At 67.0% G+C, this 20,861-nt stretch carries 15 protein-coding genes; 6 read left to right on the top strand and 9 right to left on the bottom strand.

All coding sequences use genetic code 11. From position 1 onward, the window contains the following. Nucleotides 1-76: 76 nt before the first annotated feature. Complete coding sequence (locus tag AWC06_RS21120) at nt 77-568, bottom strand: FxsA family protein (RefSeq protein ID WP_085199907.1); 492 nt, start codon at nt 566-568, stop codon at nt 77-79. A 67-nt stretch (nt 569-635) separates the two neighbouring features. On the opposite strand from AWC06_RS21120, the gene AWC06_RS21115 reads away from it, so the two are divergent. After that, the gene (locus AWC06_RS21115; protein ID WP_085200101.1) at nt 636-1,343 is read left to right on the top strand and encodes a dienelactone hydrolase family protein; all 708 of its coding nucleotides are present in this window, start codon (nt 636-638) and stop codon (nt 1,341-1,343) included. On the opposite strand, the gene AWC06_RS21110 is transcribed toward AWC06_RS21115, so the two are convergent. From AWC06_RS21110 to AWC06_RS21085, 6 genes are all read right to left on the bottom strand, one after another. After that, nucleotides 1,340-1,723 (bottom strand): PPOX class F420-dependent oxidoreductase, encoded by a 384-nt coding sequence (locus AWC06_RS21110; RefSeq protein WP_085199906.1) that lies wholly within the window; start codon nt 1,721-1,723, stop codon nt 1,340-1,342. The genes AWC06_RS21115 and AWC06_RS21110 overlap by 4 nt on opposite strands. Nucleotides 1,724-1,749: 26 nt before the next feature. Beyond that, the gene (gene cobN / locus AWC06_RS21105; protein WP_085199905.1) at nt 1,750-5,331 is read right to left on the bottom strand and encodes a cobaltochelatase subunit CobN; all 3,582 of its coding nucleotides are present in this window, start codon (nt 5,329-5,331) and stop codon (nt 1,750-1,752) included. 99 nt (nt 5,332-5,430) lie between these two features. Further along, entirely contained in the window at nt 5,431-8,046 is a 2,616-nt protein-coding gene (locus tag AWC06_RS21100) for a LuxR C-terminal-related transcriptional regulator (protein ID WP_085200100.1), read from the bottom strand. A 141-nt stretch (nt 8,047-8,187) separates the two neighbouring features. Beyond that, complete coding sequence (locus AWC06_RS21095; RefSeq protein WP_085199904.1) at nt 8,188-8,703, bottom strand: aldehyde dehydrogenase family protein; 516 nt, start codon at nt 8,701-8,703, stop codon at nt 8,188-8,190. Nucleotides 8,704-8,885: 182 nt separating this feature from the next. Continuing rightward, complete coding sequence (locus tag AWC06_RS21090) at nt 8,886-9,272, bottom strand: nuclear transport factor 2 family protein (protein ID WP_085199903.1); 387 nt, start codon at nt 9,270-9,272, stop codon at nt 8,886-8,888. A 24-nt stretch (nt 9,273-9,296) separates the two neighbouring features. After that, complete coding sequence (locus AWC06_RS21085; protein ID WP_085199902.1) at nt 9,297-10,700, bottom strand: FAD-dependent oxidoreductase; 1,404 nt, start codon at nt 10,698-10,700, stop codon at nt 9,297-9,299. Nucleotides 10,701-11,018: 318 nt separating this feature from the next. Between AWC06_RS21085 and AWC06_RS21080 the strand changes: the two genes are divergently transcribed. The 5 genes from AWC06_RS21080 (at nt 11,019) to AWC06_RS21060 (ending at nt 17,922) form a co-directional block, all read left to right on the top strand. After that, entirely contained in the window at nt 11,019-14,303 is a 3,285-nt protein-coding gene (locus AWC06_RS21080; protein ID WP_308066236.1) for an ATP-binding protein, read from the top strand. Beyond that, a complete protein-coding gene (gene cobG / locus AWC06_RS21075; protein ID WP_085199900.1) occupies nt 14,287-15,384 on the top strand; it encodes a precorrin-3B synthase in 1,098 nt (365 codons plus the stop codon). Before AWC06_RS21080 ends, cobG begins: the two co-directional genes overlap by 17 nt. A 9-nt stretch (nt 15,385-15,393) precedes the next feature. Next, nucleotides 15,394-16,020, top strand: a complete 627-nt coding sequence (locus AWC06_RS21070) for a precorrin-8X methylmutase (protein WP_085199899.1) — start codon at nt 15,394-15,396, stop codon at nt 16,018-16,020. Next, nucleotides 16,017-17,489 carry a precorrin-2 C(20)-methyltransferase gene (locus AWC06_RS21065; RefSeq protein ID WP_085199898.1) on the top strand — a complete coding sequence of 491 codons (1,473 nt, stop codon included), beginning with the start codon at nt 16,017-16,019 and terminating at the stop codon, nt 17,487-17,489. Before AWC06_RS21070 ends, AWC06_RS21065 begins: the two co-directional genes overlap by 4 nt. A gap of 73 nt (nt 17,490-17,562) precedes the next feature. Next, nucleotides 17,563-17,922, top strand: coding sequence for a hypothetical protein (locus AWC06_RS21060; RefSeq protein ID WP_085199897.1), 360 nt, complete (start codon nt 17,563-17,565; stop codon nt 17,920-17,922). Between the two features lie 23 nt (nt 17,923-17,945). Here AWC06_RS21060 and AWC06_RS21055 read toward each other — a convergent pair whose 3' ends face one another. Then, entirely contained in the window at nt 17,946-18,167 is a 222-nt protein-coding gene (locus AWC06_RS21055) for a hypothetical protein (RefSeq protein ID WP_085199896.1), read from the bottom strand. Nucleotides 18,168-18,200: 33 nt separating this feature from the next. Next, nucleotides 18,201-20,843 carry a LuxR C-terminal-related transcriptional regulator gene (locus tag AWC06_RS21050; RefSeq protein WP_085199895.1) on the bottom strand — a complete coding sequence of 881 codons (2,643 nt, stop codon included), beginning with the start codon at nt 20,841-20,843 and terminating at the stop codon, nt 18,201-18,203. Between the last annotated feature and the right edge of the window lie 18 nt (nt 20,844-20,861).

Here is a 20,861-nt window from a genome sequence, read left to right as displayed (position 1 = left end):
CCGTCGCATCGGGGTGGGTCGGGCTGTGCACCCGGCCATTGACCAACAGCCTCGTGGCGCTCGCGGTCACCTTGGTTTAACCGGGCGCGCCCGGCAGCGCCGGCGGGTCGACATCGGTGACGTCGATGACCTCGCCATCGATGTAGTCGTCCCGCGAGGGGCGAGCGGACGCGTATCGGTCGGCGCCCGCGGTCGCGACCGTGATCAGCGGGGCACGCCGGCCGATGCCACGCATCGCCATCGCGGTAACCAGCGGGCGCACCGCGGCCCGCGTCGCCGGCAACAAAAGCAACAGCCCCGCGACAGTGGTCACCAGGCCGGGAACGACAACCAGGCCGGTGCCCAGCGCAACCAAGGCGCTGTCGGTGACCAGGCGAGGCTGCGGAGCCGCCAGACCGGCGCGCAGCCGCTTGAACTGGGTCTTCATCTGCGAGCCTGCGAGCACAACTCCGACGAGGAAGGCGGCCAGTATCAGCAGCAGGGTGCGGCCGAGCCCGATCGTCGACGCCAGCGCCACCACCGCCGCGAGCTCGACGAGGGCGTAGACGAGAAAAAGTCGCGACACCATGAACAGGCAACGTCGCGGGAAGCGACGGGAGTTCCGCGAGCGGCCGCAGCACGGTTAGATGACTGACGTGACGACAATCGAGATCGATACCCCGGCCGGCCCGATCGACGCGCTGCTGGATGTGCCGGACGGGCAGGGGCCATGGCCAGGCGTGGTGGTGATTCATGACGCCATCGGCTACCAAACCGACAAGGAGTCCATCAACAGCAACATCGCCACCGCCGGATACGTCGCACTCACCCCGAACTTGTTCGCCCGGGGCGGCAGGGCACGCTGTATCGCCAAGGTCATGCGGGACCTGAGAACCAAGCGCGGGCGCGCACTCGATGACATCCTGGCGGCCCGCGACCACCTGCAGTCGCTGCCGGAATGCACCGGCCAGGTCGGCATCGCGGGCTTCTGCATGGGCGGCGGTTTCGCACTTGTCATGTCCCCCAAGGGGTTTGGAGCATCAGCGCCGTTCTATGGCACACCTCTGCCCCGCGAACTGAGCGAAACACTGGACGGGGCCTGCCCGATCGTGGCCAGCTTCGGCGGCCGTGACCCGCTGGGCATCGGGGCGCCCAAAAAGCTGCAACGGGTTCTCGACCAAAAAGCGATCACCAACGACGTCAAGGTCTATCCGCGCGCGGGGCACAGTTTCGCGAACAAACTTCCCGCTCAGCCACTGCTCCGCATCACCGGATTCGGCTACAACCAGGCCGCCACCGAAGACGCCTGGGCCCGTGTGTTCGCGTTCTTCGGCGAACACCTGCGCGACGGCGCGTCGAGCTAACCGGCAGTCCGCAATTCCAGGCCGACGTTCTTCTGCATGCCGCCGCGCAGCTTGCTGAACATGTTGAACACCCGGCCGACCGGACCGTACCGTCGACCGATGGCATCGTAGACCGCGCCGTTGTGAGATTTGTCGAGGATGGTCGCCGTCGCCTCGATGGCCTCACTTTTCGGGCGCCCGCGGATATCGCAGACGGCAAGTGTGACCCGGGGGGTGTTGCGGATTCGCTTGACCTTCCACGACTTTTCCTCACTGATGACCAGCAGCCGCTCGCCGTCACGGGCCACCCAGACCGGCGTCGGCTTGGGCCGGCCGTCCTTGGTGAACGTGGTCAACAAGACGTACTGCGCCTCAGCGATATCTGCGAAGGTCGGGGCCACCGCGCCAGTCTAAGGTCACCGAATCGTCAGCCTTCAAGGTCGCCTTCGGTTTCCAGCAATACCCGGCGCAGCCCTTCGACGGTGTCCGGTCGCGGGTCGGCCCACATGCCACGGCCGACCGCCTCGAGCAGCCGTTCGGCCATCCCGTGCAGCGCCCACGGGTTGGATTCGGACATGAATTTGCGGTTCTCGAGATTCAGCACGTAGGCCTCGGTGAGCTGTTCGTACATCCAGTCAGACATCACGTGTGCGGTGGCGTCGTAGCCGAACAGATAGTCGACGGTGGCCGCCATCTCGAAGGCGCCTTTGTAACCGTGTCGGCGCATCGCGCTCATCCAACGCGGGTTGACCACGCGGGCGCGGAAGACGCGGGTGGTCTCCTCGGACAGCGTGCGGGTGCGGATGGCGTCCGGGCGGGTGTTGTCGCCGATGTAGGCGGCGGGCGCGTTGCCGGTCAGCGCCCGCACGGTGGCCACCATGCCGCCGTGGTATTGGAAGTAGTCGTCGGAGTCGGCGATGTCGTGTTCACGAGTGTCGGTGTTCTTGGCGGCGACGGCGATTCGCCGGTATTGACGGTTCATGTCCTCGGTGGCCGCACGTCCATCCAGCCCGCGCCCGTAGGCGAATCCGCCCCATGCCGTGTACACCTGCGCCAGGTCGGCGTCGTCACGCCAATTGCGGCTGTCGATCAGCTGCAGCAGCCCGGCGCCGTACGTCCCCGGCTTAGAACCGAAAATCCTTGTAGTAGAACGCCTCTGGTCACCGTGCTGGGCCAGGTCGACCTGAGCGTGGGCACGCACGTAATTGTCGTCGTCGGACTCGTCGAGATCGGCGACCAGCCTCACCGCGTCGTCGAGCATCGTCACGACATGTGGGAACGCGTCGCGGAAGAACCCGGAGATCCGCACCGTCACGTCGATGCGGGGCCGGCCCAGCTCCCACAGCGTGATGGGCTCGAGGTTCACCACTCGGCGCGACGCGTCGTCCCACACCGGCCGAACTCCCAGCAACGCAAGCACTTCGGCGATGTCGTCGCCGGCCGTGCGCATCGCCGAGGTCCCCCACACCGACAGCCCGACCGATCGCGGCCAATCGCCGTAGTCGTCGCGGTAGCGGGCAAGTAGCGAATCGGCCATGGCCACACCGGTTTCCCACGCCAGCCGTGAGGGCACCGCTTTCGGGTCAACCGAATAGAAGTTGCGGCCGGTGGGTAACACGTTGACCAGCCCGCGCAGCGGCGAGCCGGACGGGCCGGCCGCGATGAACCTGCCGTCAAGTGCCCGCAGAATCTGGTCGATCTCGGCGGCGGTCCCGGCCAGCCGGGGTACTACCTCGGTAGCGGCGAATCGCAGCACCGCGGCAACTTTGGTGTCGTCGGTCAGATGCTCGGCAGCATCGGCATCCCAGCCGGTTTCCTGCAGCGCCTCGACCAGCCGACGGGCCTGAGCCTCGGCGTCGTCGACCGACGTCCGCTCGTCGGTGCCGTCCTCGGCCAGCCCGAGCGCCTGACGCAACCCGGGCACCGCGTGCTCGCCGCCGAACAGCTGACGAGCCCGCAGGATCGCCAGCACCAGGTCCGCTTCCTGCTCGCCCGCCGGCCGTTGGCCGAGGATGTGCAGGCCGTCGCGGATTTGGACGTCCTTGATTTCGCACAGCCAGCCGTCGACGTGCAGCAGCATGTCGTCGAAGGAGTCGTCCTCGGGCCGTTCGGTCAGTCCCAGATCGTGGTCCATCTTGGCCGCCCGGATCAGCGTCCAGATCTGCTGGCGAACGGCGGGCAGCTTGCCGGGATCGAGCGCGGCGATGGTGGCGTGCTCGTCGAGCAGTTGCTCCAAACGCGCGATGTCGCCATAGGTTTCGGCGCGTGCCATCGGCGGGATGAGGTGGTCGACGAGGACAGCGTGCGCGCGCCGTTTGGCCTGGCTGCCCTCGCCGGGGTCGTTGACCAGAAACGGGTAGATCAGCGGCAAGTCGCCCAGCGCGGCGTCGGGTCCGCACGCCGCCGACATGCCCAGCGTCTTCCCCGGTAGCCACTCCAAGTTGCCGTGCTTGCCGAGATGCACGACGGCGTGGGCGCCGAAGCCTTCCGGAGGGGCCGCGCCGAGCCAGTGGTAGGCGGCCAGGTAGTGGTGGCTGGGCGGCAGGTCGGGGTCGTGGTAGATCGCCACCGGGTTCTCCCCGAAACCTCGCGGCGGCTGCACCATCAGCACGACATTGCCGGCCTGCATTGCGGCGATGACGATTTCGCCGTCTGGGTCGTTGGTCCGGTCGACGAAAAGCTCCCCCGGCGCGGGTCCCCAATGCTTTTGCACCAAGTCGGTGAAGTCGGCGGGCAACGTTGCGAACCACTCGCGATAGTCCTTGGCCGACACCCGGATTGGGTTACCGGCCAGCTGGTCGCCGCTGAGCCAGTCGGGGTCTTGGCCGCCGCGCTCGATCAGCGCGTGCACCAGCGCGTCACCGTCTTGTGCGTCGACGCCCGGCAGCTCGCCGATGCGGTATCCATGCTCACGCATGGCCCGCAGCAACCTGACGGCACTGGCCGGGGTATCCAGACCAACCGCATTGCCGATCCGAGCATGTTTGGTCGGGTAGGCGGAGAACACGACCGCTATCCGCTTGTCAGCGGGGCTGATTCGGCGCAGTTGCGCATGGCGGACCGCCAGGCCGGCGACCCTGGCGCAGCGCTCCGGATCGGCGACATAGGAAATCAGCCCCTCGTCGTCAATCTCTTTGAACGAGAACGGAACCGTGATGATGCGTCCGTCGAACTCGGGGACGGCGACCTGGCTGGCGACGTCGAGCGGGCTGAGCCCGTCGTCGTTGTCCTGCCACTGCTGGCGGGAGCTGGTCAGGCACAGGCCCTGCAGGATCGGGATGTCCAGTGCCGCAAGGTGTTCGACGTTCCAGGAATCGTCGCCGCCCGCTGCTGCCTTGGCTGGTGTCGCTCCCCCGGCGGCCAGCACCGTCACCACCATGGCGTCGGCTCGGGCCAGCATTTCCAGCATGTCGGGTTCGGCCGTGCGCAGCGACGCGCAATACAGCGGCAGCGGGGACCCGCCGGCAGCTTCGATCGCCTGGCACAGTGCCTCGACGTAGCCGGTGTTGCCGGCGAGTTGCTGCGCCCGGTAATACAGCACGACCACGGCCGGGCCGCCGGTGTCCGTGGCGGTGCGCTCCAGCACGCCCCAGGTGGGTGTGCTCACGGGTGGGGTGAAGCCGAAGCCGGTCATCAGCAGCGTGTCGGACAGGAAGGCGTGCAATTGGCGCAGGTTGGCCACACCGCCCTGGGCCAGGTAAATGTGCGCTTGCAGCGCGATGCCCGCAGGCACCGTGGAGCGCTCCATCAGGTCGGCATCCGGCGATTGTTCGCCGCTGACCACGACGGCCGGCACGCCGCCGGCCAGCACCATGTCGATGCCGTCCTGCCAGGCGCGGTAGCCCCCGAGGATGCGGACCACCACCAGGTCGGCGGTGCGCAGCAACTCCGGCAAGTCGTCGGGCACTAGCCGTGCAGGGTTGGCCAGGAGGTAATTGGCGCCGCTGCTGCGGGCGGTGATCAGGTCGGTGTCGGACGTCGACAGCAACAGCACGGTCGGCTCGGGCACCCGTCATTCGTACCGCAACCGCGCTCGACTGGTTAAGCAGGCTGCCCGAAGCGCAGCCGCGGCCGACGACTCGACCGGCCAGCGCAGTCCGGAACTGATTCAGGCCTCCGACCGGGCCGAACCAACTAGCCGGACAAGCTGGTCACGGCGCTCGATCCCGAGCTTGGCGAAAATGCGGTAGAGGTGTCCGTCCACCGTCCGCACCGATACAGACAGCCGATCGGCGATCTCACGGTTGGATAAACCGGTTGTCACCAGCATCGCGATCTCGCGTTCCCGGTCAGTGATCGGCAGCGGCTGCGCAGCGGCATCGACTGCGGGTGTTTTGACCCCGCCCTGACTGGCTAGCCAGTGCGCCCGGGTCGATGATTCCAGTTCCTTGCCGCGGTGGCCCGCGCGCGCATGTTCCCGTGCCGCTTGGGCTGCGGCATCCGCGGCAAGCGCCAGCGCCGGCATTACGGCGAATCGATCCGCCGCGGCATCGAGCAGAGCTCCGTTGCGCGTGGCCAAGCCGCGGGCATGTGCGGCGAACGCATCTGTCAACGGAGTGCTCAGCTTCCCGGCCAACTCCGCCACCCGCGAGGCGTTTGAGCGGTCGCCGAACCGAACGGCCGTGTGCAGCGCGCGAATTTCGATGGCGGACATGCCCGTACGCCGAGCAATCTGCGCGGCGCGGATCGCATGCGTCTGCGCAGCCGTCGTCTGCCCGGCAGATGCCCGCTCCCAAGCCCGGGCGAGCTCGAGTTCCGGCAAAAACACGGCCACCTGCGGTCCATACGCTTCTTCGGACATCCGCAACAACTCGGCGGCCGCCTCCCCCTTCCCCCGGGCGCCTTCAGCCTGCGCTGACCATGTCGCCACGAGCATCGTCCAGGGCGACGGAAAACCATCCGACACCGCCGATAGCGCATCGCGCAGCGCGGCGCAGGCGAACGGTAGCGCGCCACGGGCCAGCTGCACCAGTCCTTGCATCGCATCGACCATGGCGTCGGCAGCGGGCACACCAGCGGCCATCGCGGTATAGCGTTCCAAGACCCGTTCGGCCCGTGGGTGGTCACCGGCCGCGGTCGACGCCAGGATCTCGGCTAGCCCGATGGCGAACCGCTGCGGCCCCGATTCGCTGAGCGCCGCGGCCGCCAACCCCGCCTCCGCTATCTGCCCGACTTCGCCGAACCGGCCGGCGAGGGCCAATGCAAGGGCCGTTGCTACCGCCGCCCACACCGTCGCAACCGGCACCAGACCGGACGCACACAGGGTCGGCCCGGTCTCGATCGTCGTCGCAACGTCCCCGGAGAAGAACGCGAACGACAGCTCCATGGCGGCGACGAGACCCACGCCCGCCTCGGAATCGACCCGCTCCTTCACGTCCGCTAGTACCTGCCGGGCGGGCTCAACCTGCCCACAAACCCAGAACAGATTCGCGGCGCGCAGACAGCCCCAATGAATGGTGAGCAACTCATCTTCCCCGCTGGGATCGACGTCGACGAGCACCGCCTCCGCCTCGTCGCCTCGGCCCTGCCATCCCAGCGCGTCGGCAAGCACCAGCGCCGCGGGCAGCCCGCCGCCGTGATCAAACGCGAACCGGGCCAGCTCCTCTCCGTGACCGACGGCCGACATCGTCACCGCGTGCGCCGCGGCACCGATGATCACCGGGAGGTCCGGGGGCAAGTCGCTGCGCACCATGAACTGCGCCAGGCGGATCTGGCCGCGCACGTCCGGCAACCTCGAGCGTCGGCCTCCCATCTGCAGGTACTTCTGCAGAGCCTGTGCCAATCGTCCGTTGAGCTGCCGGGAACGCACCACCCCCGCGAGCCGAAGTGCGGCTTCGCCCACAACGGGATGATTCAGCTGCGCCACCATGTCTGAGCCGTCGGCAACCAGCTTGATCAAGCCACGGCGCTCCAGCCGCCCGACGGCCTCGGCGTCGCAAACCTCCCGCAAGATCTCCCAGTCCACCAACTCTGCGACGGCCAAGGTCTCTACTGCTTCCAGTTCTTCTGGAGCCAGGGATCGCAGCCGAAGCTCGAGATGGTCGTAGAGTTCGCGGCCCGCGCGCAGCGGGCCTCGAAGGTGCCACCCGTTCTTGGTGTGGACCAGCACTCCACTTTCCTGACCGGCACCCAACAAGCCGCGCAGCAGCAGCAGATTGCCTGCGGTCCGGCGGTATAACTCGTCGATCAGCCGGGACTCGACGGCACCGCCGAGGACTGCGCGGGCCAGTTCCTCGGTCTGCTCCCAGGTGAATGGGTCGATGTGCAAACTGCGCAACAGTCGATTTTTGACCAACGCGCTCACCGCGTCGGGCATCGCATCGCCCGAACGAATCGTGACGATCAATCGCGCTGTGCCGTCGGCCGCCAGCTGGTAGACCAAGGTGGCCGAGAGTGGATCGAGCAACTGAGCGTCATCCACAACGACAACCAGGTTCTCTTCCTGCGCCAGAGTTTTGTGTGCGGCGGCAAGCATGGTGGCGGGTTCATGCGCTGCGTCGACTGTGACCGACCGGGAAAAGGCGCCTAACGGCACGGCGCCCCCGGTCTGAGTGCCCAGCACGAAACGCAACGTCCGACCTTCAGACCGCAACGCGTCGGCAACTGCGTGAGCCAGCGTCGTTTTGCCAACCCCGCTATCACCGACCAACGCGACGCCGCGCACGTCAGAGCGGGGCGCGAGCGCCGCCACCGCTCGACGGAACTCTGCTTCGCGGGCAACTATCGGCCACCTTGATTCGGTTTGCAACGGGCGCCGAACCTCCCCCGGTTTTCCTCTCCTGAAGCGGACGCTACCTGGAGTCGGCGGGTTGTTTCGGCGAGATGTCGCATTTGCGAAGAAGAATCTTTGGCAAACCCAATCCGGCTAGGCGTCAGATTTGGATTTCACAAGTTCCCTGGAACCAGTCGGCGTGCGGGGCGAAATGATGGCCTGCGGGCGGCAGTATTTGCGGATTCCGTCGGCGCCGCCGCCTCGCGACCCGATTCCGGACTGCTTCCGGCCACCCATCGGCACGGCGTGGGCCGAGATGTTGTCCAGATCGGCGTCGGCCAAGAACTTCGCGGCGTTGCCCGCCCAGTAGTTCACAAAACCGGCAACGCCGGCCGGCTCGGTCAAGGCCTCGGCACGTGTCTTGCCGCTTTGCGACTGGATCACGTCGGCGATGTGCGCGATGTTGTCGGACACCCAGTCCTGGAACTTCAGCAGCGACGCCCCGCGGCCCTTCGGACCGATCGCCTCCCATTCAGGCTGAAACAATGGCAGTTCCCGAGCCGTCACGGCGACGGCTTCGGGCGCCTCGTTCCGAATCTCACCGACCACCCTGTTGTCGGCGGGGTTTCGGACAGCGATGAACAGGTTGCGCGCCTTCGATTCGCTCACTCCGCCGGACCCCTCTCAGCGTTGCTACCGGATGTCCCTGAACCATCGCCGCCGCGGGACGGGGTGCATAGAGCAATGCGCCTACCCCAATTTCCTGCGCTGGGCGCGGGTCGGGGGCCCGGCCCAAGCCGAACCCCCGATACCCGTAGTTCCGCTCCGGCGGAGCTACCGCTTCGTCCGGCTTAGCCGGCGGCCACGGCCTTCTTGCCGAAGATCCGCTCCTGCATGGCGGTGTCGCCGAACGACTGGGCCTGAATGACCTTGCCGTTGCGGAAGGTGAACACATCGGCTTCCTGAGACGTTTCGCCTCCGGCAGTGACTTCGGTCAGCACGACCACGACATCGCCGTCGGCGAGAAAGCGCTTCGTTTGGACCGAAGTCGTCTTCTCCGCCAATTGCGCCAGCAGCCCGGTCATTTCGGCCTTGCCGCGGTAGGTCCCGCCGATCGCGCTCTCACCGGGAATGCTCCACTCCACCGCGTCGTCGAAGACGCTCAAGGCGGTCTCGAGGTCGCCCGCGTTGAAAGCGGCGTAGCCCTTCTTCGTTGCCTCGATATTCTGGTTGGACATCCGAACTCCTTCTCTACCTTGTTGTTACACCGTCGGCGTAATCGCGGCGTGCTGTGCCGCGGTCACCGAACGCTTCACTGCCCCTTGGGGCTCGGCGTGCCGTTTCGCCTGTGCAACGCGCCACAGGATGGACGGGCGTAGCAGCCGTACGGGCGAGTCGACCATTCCGATGACCCGCATGAACTGGCCCGTGACCGCGGGGTCCGTTTCGGCGGCCGTCATCACCCTCTCCAGGAACGCGTTGGTGATGCGCATCGACGTCGGTCGCGGTCCCACCACTTCGGGCAGAGCCAAGTCGGAGCCGACGGCGGTGTGCCAGGCCACTCGGATCTGCTTGGCGCTGGCGCGAAAGAAGCGTCGCGGTAAGCCGCGCCGGCCGCGGCGCAGACAGTCGCGCAGGACGGTCGCCTCGATGGCCGCGACCGTCATCCCCTGCCCGTAGATCGGGTTGAAGCTGCAGATCGCGTCGCCGATCACAAGCAGTCCGTTGGGCATCCGCCGCATCTTGTCGTAGCGACGCCAGCGGTTCGACGGAACCCGGTGGTGGCGCACCTCGTCGAGCGGGTCGGCCGACCGAATCGCGTCCAGGAACTCGGCGGGCGCGAAATCGGCTGCGAAGCTGAGCATATCGGCACGACGGCTCGGTGGCGCAAGCCCCATCATGGCGCCGACGGCGACCATCCAGGTGTTGTTTTCGTACCCGAACATCGCGAACATCGTGGGCCGCCCCGGCTCGGGGAAGAGCGCGATCATTCGCTCCTTGACAGTCCCGGGGGCGATGCGCAGCAGCTGACAGGCGTAGGCGAGGTGCACCATCAGCTCGTCCTCGGGGGGACGGCCGTAACCGAGTTGCTCCAGGAAGAGCGGCGTGCGAGAGCCCCGCCCGGTGGCGTCGATGACGAGGTCGGCGGTCAGCGTCGTCACCCGGTCGTTGTCGCGATTCACCACCCGCGCACCGGTGACACGCCTGGAATCCGGTGTCGCGGTCAGGCCGACGACGTCGTGGCCCTCGAGGAAGGTCACGTTGGTGATCGCCTGGACTCGCCGCCGGACGTTCCATTCCAGGCATGGCCGGCTCGGGAACAAGATCGACGGCGCATTTGGTGCCTTGCCGTCGCGGGCCATTTGGTGGCTTCCGACCGATATGTACAGCCTCGACAGATCGCCGTCGTCCCAGCTTTCGACGCCGCCGGCCGCCAGTTCATCGCGGAACCCGGGGAACAGCTCGTCGAGGATCTGTGCACCACGCGCGAGCAGTGCGTGGATCATCCTGCCCTGCGGGACGCCTCGCCGGTTCACGGGATCGGCGGGCAATGCGTCCCGCTCGACCAGCGTCACCCGCTCGTAGAAGTCGGCCAGCACACGGGCCGCCAGTAGGCCGCCCATGCTGGCACCAAGCACAACCGCATGACCACGATGTTTCGACATACCGGGCAGTGTCTGGCGCCGCCTTGGGCGGCAGTAGCGTAGACGACTACTCGTTTTCGGCATCAGCCCTATGAGCAGGGCTTTCACCTGCGACCGGGGTGGTTGCGCGGGTTCGGATCGGCCCCACCGCCAGCACGTCTTCGACGCGCCTGCACTCGCGTAAAACCCGCCTGCGGACATAACCGCGATTGACGTAGCTGCCTACGCTAGGCCGCTTGCCCGGCCAGCGACACGCTAGGGGTGTCGCGACGACGCAGAGCGCACCGCCGCGATGACCAGAACAAGGTAGGGCATGTCATGAGCAAGCGAGGCGCTGTCGTGGCGCTTCAACGGACAAATCGCCATCGCACAGCGCACGAGGCGGCGCCGGCAACCGCGTGCGCCTCGTGCCGCACGAGACTGCCCGGCGGCGCCCGATTTTGTCACGCATGTGGCGCGGCGATCAGCTTCCCGCACAAAACCACCGAGTTCAAGCAAGTGACAGTGTTATTCGTCGACGTGGTCCAGTCGATGGATATCGCCGCGGCGCTGGGCCCGGAGCGGTTCCGCGAGGTCATGACCGAGCTCTTCAGCCGCTCTGCGGCTGTGGTCCAGCGCTACGGCGGCATTGTTGACAAGTTCACCGGCGACGGCATCATGGCGCTGTTCGGCGCGCCAATCGCGTTGGAAGACCATGCTGTCCGCGCGTGCTTTGCCGCACTTGACATTCAGTCCGAGGCACAGCGTCTGAGCACGAAAGTGGAAAATCTGGCCGGGATTCTTCTGCAGCTGCGGGCCGGCCTGAACTCCGGTCGGGTTATCGTCGGCGAAATCGGTTCCAGCCCAGTGAGCTACACCGCCATAGGTGAAGACGTCGGTATGGCCCAACGGATGGAATCGGTGGCACCGCCCGGTGGGGTGATGCTCACTGAGCCCACAGCCCGGCTGGTCGAGACCGCTGCTGTCCTTGGCGACACCGAGATGGTGCACGTCAAGGGAGCCCACGCCCCGATGCCCGCCCGTCGGCTCATCTCAATGGCGGGTGATCGCGGGCGGATCGGTCGCTTTGAATCACCGCTGATCGGGCGTGAGCAGGAAATCAAAGCGTTGACCGCAATAATCGATCAATCGGTCAAGGGAACCGGGTGCGTCGTCGGTGTGCTCGGGGAGCCCGGTATCGGGAAGAGCCGAATCGCTCACGAATGTGCAGAGATCGCCAGCGACTGTGGCATCCAGGTTTTTTCGACGTTCTGCGAATCCCATGCGAGCGAGATCCCATTTCACGCGGTCGCACGCCTGCTGCGGGACGTGTTCGACGTCAACGGTGTTGACGCAGAGACGGCGCGGGCACGGGTGCGCGCGAAAATGCCGGGAAGCGACAAGGCAGACCTTCTTCTGCTCGAGGATCTACTCGGCGTCCGGCAAACCGAGGTAGCGCTGCCGGAAATCGATCCCGACGCCCGTCGACGCAGGCTCTCCAACCTGCTCAACGCCGCGTCGTTGGCGCGCCGTACACCGACCCTGTATATCGTCGAGGACGCGCATTGGATCGACGACACAAGCGAGTCGATGCTCGCGGACCTTGTCTCAGTCATACCGCGAACCAACGCGGCCGTGCTGATCACCTATCGCCCTGAGTACCGCGGAGAACTCAGCCGAACACCGAGCGGTCGAACGATTTCCCTGGCCCCGCTGGATGATTCGCAGACAGGCGCGCTGGTCAGCGAGCTACTTGGGTGCCATCCCACGGTCAGAAGACTCGCTGCGCAGATCACCGAGCGGGCGGCCGGGAACCCGTTCTTCGCCGAGGAAATGGTGTGTGATCTCGCCGAGCGCGGCATCATCGAGGGCGCATGCGGAAACTACACCTGCCTGGGTGATGTCGCGGATGTGAGCGTACCCGCAACGCTGATGACCACCATCGAGGCCCGTATCGACCGCCTCGGCGCTTCGGCCAAACGGACTCTGAATGCCGCGGCGGTCATCGGATCGCGGTTCAGCATTTGCCTGCTGAATGAGCTTCTGGACACGACCGCCCTCGACGAGCTCGTCGAGGCCGAGCTGATCGACCAGGTGACCGCTACGCCTAGTCCCGAGTACGCATTTCGTCATCCGCTGATCCGGACAGTGGCCTATGAATCGCAGCTGGTGTCTGCGCGTGCCGACCTTCATCGCCGCCTAGCCGTCGCCATCGAATGGCGCGAGCAGGACACGGTCGATGCTCACGCCGCTCTGATCGCCGAGCACCTGGAAGCCGCGGGCGACATGGCCGAAGCTTTCGAGTGGCACATGCGTGCCGCCGCATGGTCGGTGAGCCGCGACATCGCCGCGGCTCGATTGAACTGGCAACGTGCCAGCGGTGTCGCAGACCGGCTGCAAGCTGACAATCCGTCACGGACCGCGATGCAGATCGCCCCTCGCACGATGCTGTGTGGGACTGCCTGGCGCACAGGAGGACTCGCGGCGGATACCGGGCTCGGCAAGCTGCGCGAACTTACGGCCGCCAGCGGCGACCGCTGTTCTTTGGCGGTCGGCATCGCCGGCATCCTCTCGCTATTGACGTTCAACGGCGGGTTTCACGAATCCTCACGGTTAGCAGCCGAGTTGGCCGACCTTCTCGATTCGATCGGCGATCCGACCATGATTGTCGGGCTGCTTTACGGCGCTATCTACGCCAAGGGCGAGGCCGGGGAGATGGCTGAATCGCTGCGCTTGGCCCAACGGGTAATCGACCTGGCCGACGACGATCCCACCAAGGGCAACATGATTCTGGGATCGCCGCTGGCCCTTGCCTACACCGCCCGCGGCGTCAACAAGTGTGCTCTGGGCATTCCGGGCTGGCGTGCTGATATCGACCACGGCGTGGCGATGGCGCGTCCGTTCGACCCGATGTCGCGTGTTCTGGTGGTTATCTACAAGTACGCGTTCGGCATCACGACCGGAGCGCTCGCGGCTGACGCGACCGCACTGAGGGAGACGGCCGAAGCGCTCGAGGTCGCCGAGCAGTCTGGCGACGACGTTACTCTGTGGTTGGCTCGAGTCACTCGAGGTATAACTCTGGCTCACCTCTCGGGAAACCAACGCGCACAAGGCTACGAGCTGCTGGTGCAAAGCAGGGACGCCGCGAATCAGCTTTCCAACGTGATGGGTGTGATGATGGTCGACGTCCATGTCGCGCTGGAGAAGCTGCGCCGCGGTGACCTCGATAAGGCGATTCAGTTGTCCCGAAAGGTCATCGAAGACCAGTTCGACACCGGCGAGATTCTTTATCGAGGTTGCGCCACAGCGGTTCTCGTCGAGTCGCTGCTGCGCCGCGGGCGTGTCGGCGATGACGCCGAGGCTCAGGCAGCGATTGACAGGTTGGCGGCCGTGCCCACCGATCCCGGCTTCGTGGTGTTCGAGATCCCGCTGCTGCGCCTGCGGGCGCGACTGGCACGTACCCGCGGCGACGAGGCCGCCTTCCGCGACTTTGCCTGTCGGTATCGCGCGACGGCGATGCTTTGCGGATTCGAACAAGACATCGCGATCGCCAATTCGATGCTCGTCGCCGACTCACGACCACTCGGTCGCCATAGTGGAGTAGGCCATCGACCCGTACCGTGGACGGGTGCGCAGGACCCGTGAGCACGACGCCTGCCCCGGCGCGCTGCAAGTGCACCGGGCCGCCGACGGCGCGCTGGTGCGGGTGCGGCTACCCGGCGGGATGATCAGCGCCCGGCAACTGGTGGCGTTGGCCCGGGCATCGGCCGACTTCGGCTCGGCGGCGTTGGAGCTGACGGCCCGCGGCAATGTGCAGTTGCGTGCGATTACCGACGTGGCGGCGGTCGCCTCGGCGATCGCGGACGCCGGGTTGCTGCCGTCGGCGACCCATGAGCGGGTCCGCAACATCGTGGCGTCGCCGCTGTCCGGCCGGGTCGGCGGAACGACGGACGTGCGGGGATGGGTTGCCGATTTGGACCACGTGATCCAATCCGAGGCTGCGCTGGCCCAGCTGCCCGGCCGATTCTGGTTCAGCCTCGACGACGGCCGCAGCGACGTGTCGGGCCTGGGCGCCGACGTCGGTGTGCAGGTGCTCGGCGATTACTGCGCGCTGGTTTTGGCCGGGCGGGACACCGGCGTGCGGGTTGAGCGCGCGGAGGTCGTCTCGAGTCTTGTCGAACTGGCTGTGCGGTTTGTCGCAGTACGCGAAAATGCATGGCGCGTCGCGGAATTAGCCGACCTGCAGGCGCTGCTGCCCGGCGTGGAACTCGGCAATCCTTTTCCACCGGTTACCAAGCCGCCGGTCGGCTGGATTCCCCAGGACGACGGTCGGGTCACGCTGGGCGCGGCAGTGCCGCTGGGCGTCTTGCCTGCGCACGTCGCCGAATACCTGGCCGCGATCGACGCCCCGCTGGTGATCACGCCCTGGCGGTCAGTGCTGGTGTGCGACCTCGACGACGCGGTCGCCGACGCGGCGCTGCGGGTGCTGGCGCCGCTGGGCCTGGTCTTCGACGAAAACTCTCCGTGGCTTTCCGTCAGCGCTTGCACCGGCAGCCCGGGCTGCGCTTACTCGGCTGCAGACGTGCGCGCTGATGCGGCGCGGTCGCTGGGCGAGAACTCCACCGGGCACCGTCACTTCGTGGGCTGTGAACGCGCGTGCGGCAGCCCGCCCGCCGGTGAGGTGCTGGTCGCAACCGGCGAGGGCTACCGGCTACTCAGGTCTTAAGGTGAGCGGGTGCTGGACTACCTGCGCGACGCCGCCGAGATCTACCGGCAGTCGTTCGCGGCCATCCGCGCCGAGGCGGACCTGCGGCGATTTCCCGCCGACGTCGAGCGTGTGGTGGTCCGGCTGATCCACACCTGTGGGCAGGTCGACGTCGCCGAGCACGTCGCCTACACAGACGATGTGGTCGTTCGGGCCGGCGCGGCGCTGGCCGCGGGCGCGCCGGTGCTGTGCGACTCGTCGATGGTGGCCGCGGGGATCACAAGGGCTCGGCTACCCGCCGCCAGTGAGGTCGTGTCGCTCGTCGCCGATCCGCGGGCGGCCGAGCTGGCCACCCGCCGGCACACCACCCGCTCGGCGGCCGCGGTGGAGTTGTGGGCGGACCGGCTGGCCGGCGCGGTGGTCGCCATCGGTAATGCCCCGACGGCGTTGTTTCGGCTGCTCGAACTGGTCGACGAGGGGGTACCCGCACCGGCCGCGGTGCTGGGTGGCCCCGTCGGGTTCGTCGGGTCGGCGCAGTCGAAACAGGAGCTCATCGACCGTCCGCGCGGGATGTCCTATCTGGTGGTGCGGGGCCGTCGCGGTGGCAGTGCGCTGGCCGCGGCCGCCGTCAACGCGATCGCGGCCAAGGCCGAATGACCGGCCGGGGCACGCTCTTCGGGGTCGGGCTGGGGCCGGGAGACCCGGAATTGGTGACGGTCAAGGCGGCGCGGGTGATCGGCGAGGCCGACGTGGTGGCCTATCACAGCGCCCGGCACGGCCACAGCATCGCCCGCGGCATCGCCGAACCGTATCTGCGTACCGGTCAGATCGAGGAGCATCTGGTCTACCCGGTCACCACCGAGGTAACCGACCACCCGGGCGGCTACGCGGGCGCAATCGAGGACTTTTATGCCGCCGCCACCGAGCGGATCGCCACTCATCTGGACGCCGGCCGGGACGTCGCGCTGCTCGCCGAAGGTGACCCGCTGTTCTACAGCTCTTACATGCATCTGCACACCAGGCTGACGGCGCGGTTCAATGCGGTGATCGTGCCGGGCGTGACGTCGGTCAGCGCGGCCTCGGCGGCGATCGCCACACCGTTGGTCGCCGGCGACGAGGTGCTGTCGGTGCTGCCGGGCACCTTGCCGCCCGCAGAGCTGGCTCGCCGGCTCTCCGACGCCGACGCCGCGGTGGTGCTCAAACTGGGCCGCTCGTATCCCGCTGTGCGTGAAGCACTTTCGGATGCAGGTCAGCTCGATGACGCGCTCTATGTGGAGCGGGCCAGCACCTCGGATCAGCGGGTGCTGCCCGCGGCGGACGTCGACGAGGCCAGCGTGCCGTACTTCTCGCTGGCCATGGTGCCCGGCGGCCGGCAGCGACAAGCGCGACGCGGCGGTGTAGCGGTGGTGGGTTTGGGGCCGGGGCAAAGCGACTGGATGACCCCGGAGAGCCGCCGCGAACTCGCCGCGGCCACCGATCTGATCGGCTACGGCCCTTACCTGGACCGGGTCACCGTGCGCGACGATCAGCGCCGCCACCCCAGCGACAACACCGACGAGCCCGCCCGGGCGCGACTGGCCTGCGCGCTGGCCGAGCAGGGCCGCGCGGTGGCGGTGGTTTCCTCGGGTGACCCGGGCGTGTTCGCGATGGCGACCGCGGTGCTCGAAGAGGCCAAACAATGGCCGAGTGTGCAGGTACGGGTGATTCCCGCGATGACCGCCGCGCAGGCCGTGGCCAGCCGGGTCGGCGCCCCGCTCGGTCACGACTACGCGGTGATCTCGCTGTCCGACCGGCTCAAGCCATGGAGCGTGATCGCCGAGCGCCTGGCCGCCGCCGCCGCGGCCGACCTGGTCCTGGCGATCTACAACCCGGCGTCGAAAACGCGGACCTGGCAGGTGGGCGCCATGCGGGATCTGCTACTGGCCCACCGTGAGCCCGGCACACCGGTCGTGATTGGCCGCGACGTGTCCGGTCCGGATGAGCGCGTCACCGTGGTGCGCCTCGCCGACCTGAACCCGGCCGATGTCGACATGCGCTGCCTGCTTATTGTCGGCTCGTCGCAAACCCAGTGGTACGCAGGCGATTCCGCCGACCGGGTCTTCACTCCGCGCCGCTACCCGCCCTGACGTACCGAGTGCTCGAAAAGGCCAATCGTCGATTTGCCGAACCGTACGACGAATCATCGTTAATGTATGGCGCATGACTACCGTCAAATTCGCTGCGGGCGCTGCGATTGCATCGTTGACGCTCGGGGTTGCCCCGATCTCGGCTGCCGACGTGCCGGACGAAACCGACGTGCCGGGCATGACTTACGGCGTCGAGGTGGGTGCGCCCTGCTCGAATTTTCACCGATACATCTTTGGGCGGACGGCGAGCGGTCAAGCCGTGGCGTGTGTTTCGTCCGACGGCTCATCGGGGAACTGGGTGCTGTCGTCGCCGCTGAGCGGTGTCCAGCAGATCGGTACACCCTGCCCACCCGGCCAGGACGCCGCCGCGCAGTCGCCCGACGGCGTGGGACTGATGTGCGTGATCAACCAGGGGTGGCAGCCGGGTCCGTAGTCGGCAGGCCGACTGAAACTTTCCTAAGCCGGGCCGCCGTACTGCCACACCAAGCCATGAGTTCCCGTCATCATCGGGTTGCACCACATCGTCTGCCCCTCAGCATCGGTCGTGGTCGCATGCAATGCCGGGCAAGGATCGCCGGGCCCTGGCGGGTCGGCCTGCGCCATACCGCCTGCGGCAATTGAGCCGAATACTGCGACAGCAGCCACAATCGCGGCGCTGGCAATTCGACGAGTATTCATGGCAGATACCTCTTTTCGGACTATGAGTAGTGCTCAGACGATTCCGGCGACGGGGCGCTCGCCCTCGGCGGTCTCGCCCCGGACGACCGCCGCCAGCTCGTCACGGGTATTGACGCCGACGCGCTGGCAGGCCCGGTAGACGTGGCCTTCGACGGTTCGCACCGACATCACCAGCCGCTCGGCGATCTCGCGGTTGGACAACCCCGCAATTGCCAATTCGACGACCTCACGCTGGCGGCCTTTCAGCGGGAGCCCCACCGAGCTCCGCAGCGCGGGCGTGCTCAAACCGCCACATTCAGCGGCCACTTCGCGTGCTAACGCGCCCGCGTAAAGGCCCCGCTGGCGATGCTGGCTTCTGGTGAACACGGCCCCGGCCTGTGCGGCAGCATCGGCCGCCGCGGCTCGATCACCGATCGAGCGGTACGCCGACGCGGCTTTGAGGAGACCTTCCCCATCACCCGTCAGCAGCGATTCAGCGTGCAACGCAACCGCATTGGCAAGAGGAAGCGCCAACACGTCGGCCAGTTCACGGGCTCGTCTCGCATCCGATGCGTCGCCCCATTGGGCCGCTGCCTGAAGGCATGCCAGCTCGTGGGTCGGCTGGTTCCGCTCCCGCGCCTCGGTCGCCGCCTGGCGCACGGTCGCGACCGCATCGCTTATCTGTCCTTTGGCCGCCAACGTCCACCCGGTCGCCAACGACAACGCGGTCTGCATAAAGAGATAGTCGGGAGGAACAGAGCGGCTAGCTTCGGCGAGTGCTTCCTCTGCGGCGTCCGGTTGTCCGAGCTTGGCGTAGGCCTCGGCCAACCCGAAGCAACTCGCCGGACGTAAACCCGTTGTAGCGCCAGCACTTTCGATGCCAGCACGTGCTTCGCGCAGCAGTCCAACGGCATTGCTGACATCGCCGCGTATCAGGTTGGCGTGCCCCAACAAAAATGCCATGTTCGCGTATGCAAACCCGGGAACATCGCGGGCCGACTCGGTGATCCGCTTTGCGGAATGGACGCTCTCCTCAATCCGGCCGGTCAACCGGCATGCGCGGGCGTACACAGCCCCGAACCAAAACCGAGTCGGCGACGACTCAAACGCGCTGATCGCCCGGTTGATCGCCTGCTCGGCGACAACAGTCAGATCGCCGACGTGACCGAGGGCACCCATCGCCATGACCAGTGCAACGGATGCCATCATGGCGTGGAAGTCCGAAAGTGTCCTCGAACATAATGCCGCTCTGGCCTTTTCCTCTGCCATTGCGCAGCGAGCAGACACCGCATCGACGCATGCTTCGACAGCCAGGCGTTCGTCGCGGTCGGTCGGTGTCTCCGCTTCCGCCGTCAGCCGGGCCAGGATGGCGGCAGCCTCGAGTGGCCGGCCGAGCATCCACACCAGGTTCGCCGCCCGGACGGTCCACCATCGGTGGTTGTCAGGGCGATTACCCTCACACATCTCTTGCAGCACTTCTTCGGCCTGCTGTCCGCGGCCGCGCATGACCAGGGTCATCGCCCGCATCGGCGCGGCCTCGGCTGCCCCGCATGCGGCTGCGGCCGCAGCGAACCGATCGGCCGAATCCGGATCGAGCAGCGTCATCGCGCAGCGCGCAGCAGTCAGGTACAGGTCCGGGTCGGCGTCGAGATCCGAATCGAGGGTGAGCAGCGCTCGGCGGACCGTCGCCCGCATGTCGCGATCGCCCTCCTTGCCCAGCCGCAGCGCCAACCGCCCGCGGATTTTGGACAGATGAATCTCGCCGGCAGTTGCCCGGCGAAGTTCGCCGATCAAGGGATGTGCGAGCCGGGCCAGGCGCTGGTCGCCTACCCGTTCGACGGTGACGAGACGCATTTGTTCGGCGCATTCGATGTCTGCGCTGCGCACCAAGTCGCCCAGGACCGCCACGCTCAGTGGTTCACACTGCGAAAGGGTGTCGACAACCCGCACCACACCCGGGGTCATCCGGCCCAGTTGCCGACCCACCATGTCGGTGAGGTTCTGCGACACCGCCACATCGCCGTCCCACATCCACACCCCGGCCACCTGCCGCATCCGGCCTGCGGCGATCTGGTCGGCTATCAGCTGGCGCAAGAACAGTGGGTTGCCGTCCGTCAGCGTCCAGAACCGCTCGACGCTGCGGGCATCGACGGGTCCGCCGACGTTGGCTTCGATCAGGCATTGAGTTGCCTCGAGGGACAGCGGTTCGAGGTCCAGTCGCGTGAGCAGCCCGTCTTTCCACAACGCGGTCACCGCGTCAGGCTCGTCACCGCCCGTTCGCACAGTTACCACCAGCTGCGCGCCGCGACTCTGCGCCAACTGATGCACGACATGCGCGGAGAGCCCGTCAAGGAGGTGTGCGTCGTCGACACCCATCAGCACCCGGCCCCGTCGCTGCTGCGCGACGAATGTGTTGATCAGTCGCCGTACGTTCGGCAACGGATCGGCGATCGCGTCGGTGAGCAGAGCCGTGAATGCGCCCAGCGGCAATGACCGCGCTGATTCGGTGCCGACAATCCAGTTGGTGCGGTCACCGGCCGCCGCCGCCCGGGCCAATACCTCCCGGGCGAGACGGGTCTTACCCACACCGGCGGCTCCGGCGATCATCACGCCGGAGTAATTGCCGGACTTGGTCAGCGCGCGGCGGATAACGCCGAGTTCACCGTCCCGCCCGGCCAGCGGATCGCCGCTGATCACGCGGCGACTATAACCGCG

Origin of the sequence: Mycobacterium fragae, from assembly GCF_002102185.1 — a bacterium.
GTDB classification, from domain to species: domain Bacteria; phylum Actinomycetota; class Actinomycetes; order Mycobacteriales; family Mycobacteriaceae; genus Mycobacterium; species Mycobacterium fragae.
This window is presented reverse-complemented; position numbering and strand designations above follow the sequence as displayed.

Bases quoted from the DNA above. Each gene is read 5' to 3' on its own strand.
- AWC06_RS21060 (WP_085199897.1), top strand. From the start codon at position 17,563: ATGACTACCGTCAAATTCGCTGCGGGCGCTGCGATTGCATCGTTGACG.
- AWC06_RS21120 (WP_085199907.1), bottom strand. From the start codon at position 568: ATGGTGTCGCGACTTTTTCTCGTCTACGCCCTCGTCGAGCTCGCGGCG.
- AWC06_RS21055 (WP_085199896.1), bottom strand. From the start codon at position 18,167: ATGAATACTCGTCGAATTGCCAGCGCCGCGATTGTGGCTGCTGTCGCA.
- AWC06_RS21085 (WP_085199902.1), bottom strand. From the start codon at position 10,700: ATGTCGAAACATCGTGGTCATGCGGTTGTGCTTGGTGCCAGCATGGGC.
- AWC06_RS21065 (WP_085199898.1), top strand. From the start codon at position 16,017: ATGACCGGCCGGGGCACGCTCTTCGGGGTCGGGCTGGGGCCGGGAGAC.
- AWC06_RS21090 (WP_085199903.1), bottom strand. From the start codon at position 9,272: ATGTCCAACCAGAATATCGAGGCAACGAAGAAGGGCTACGCCGCTTTC.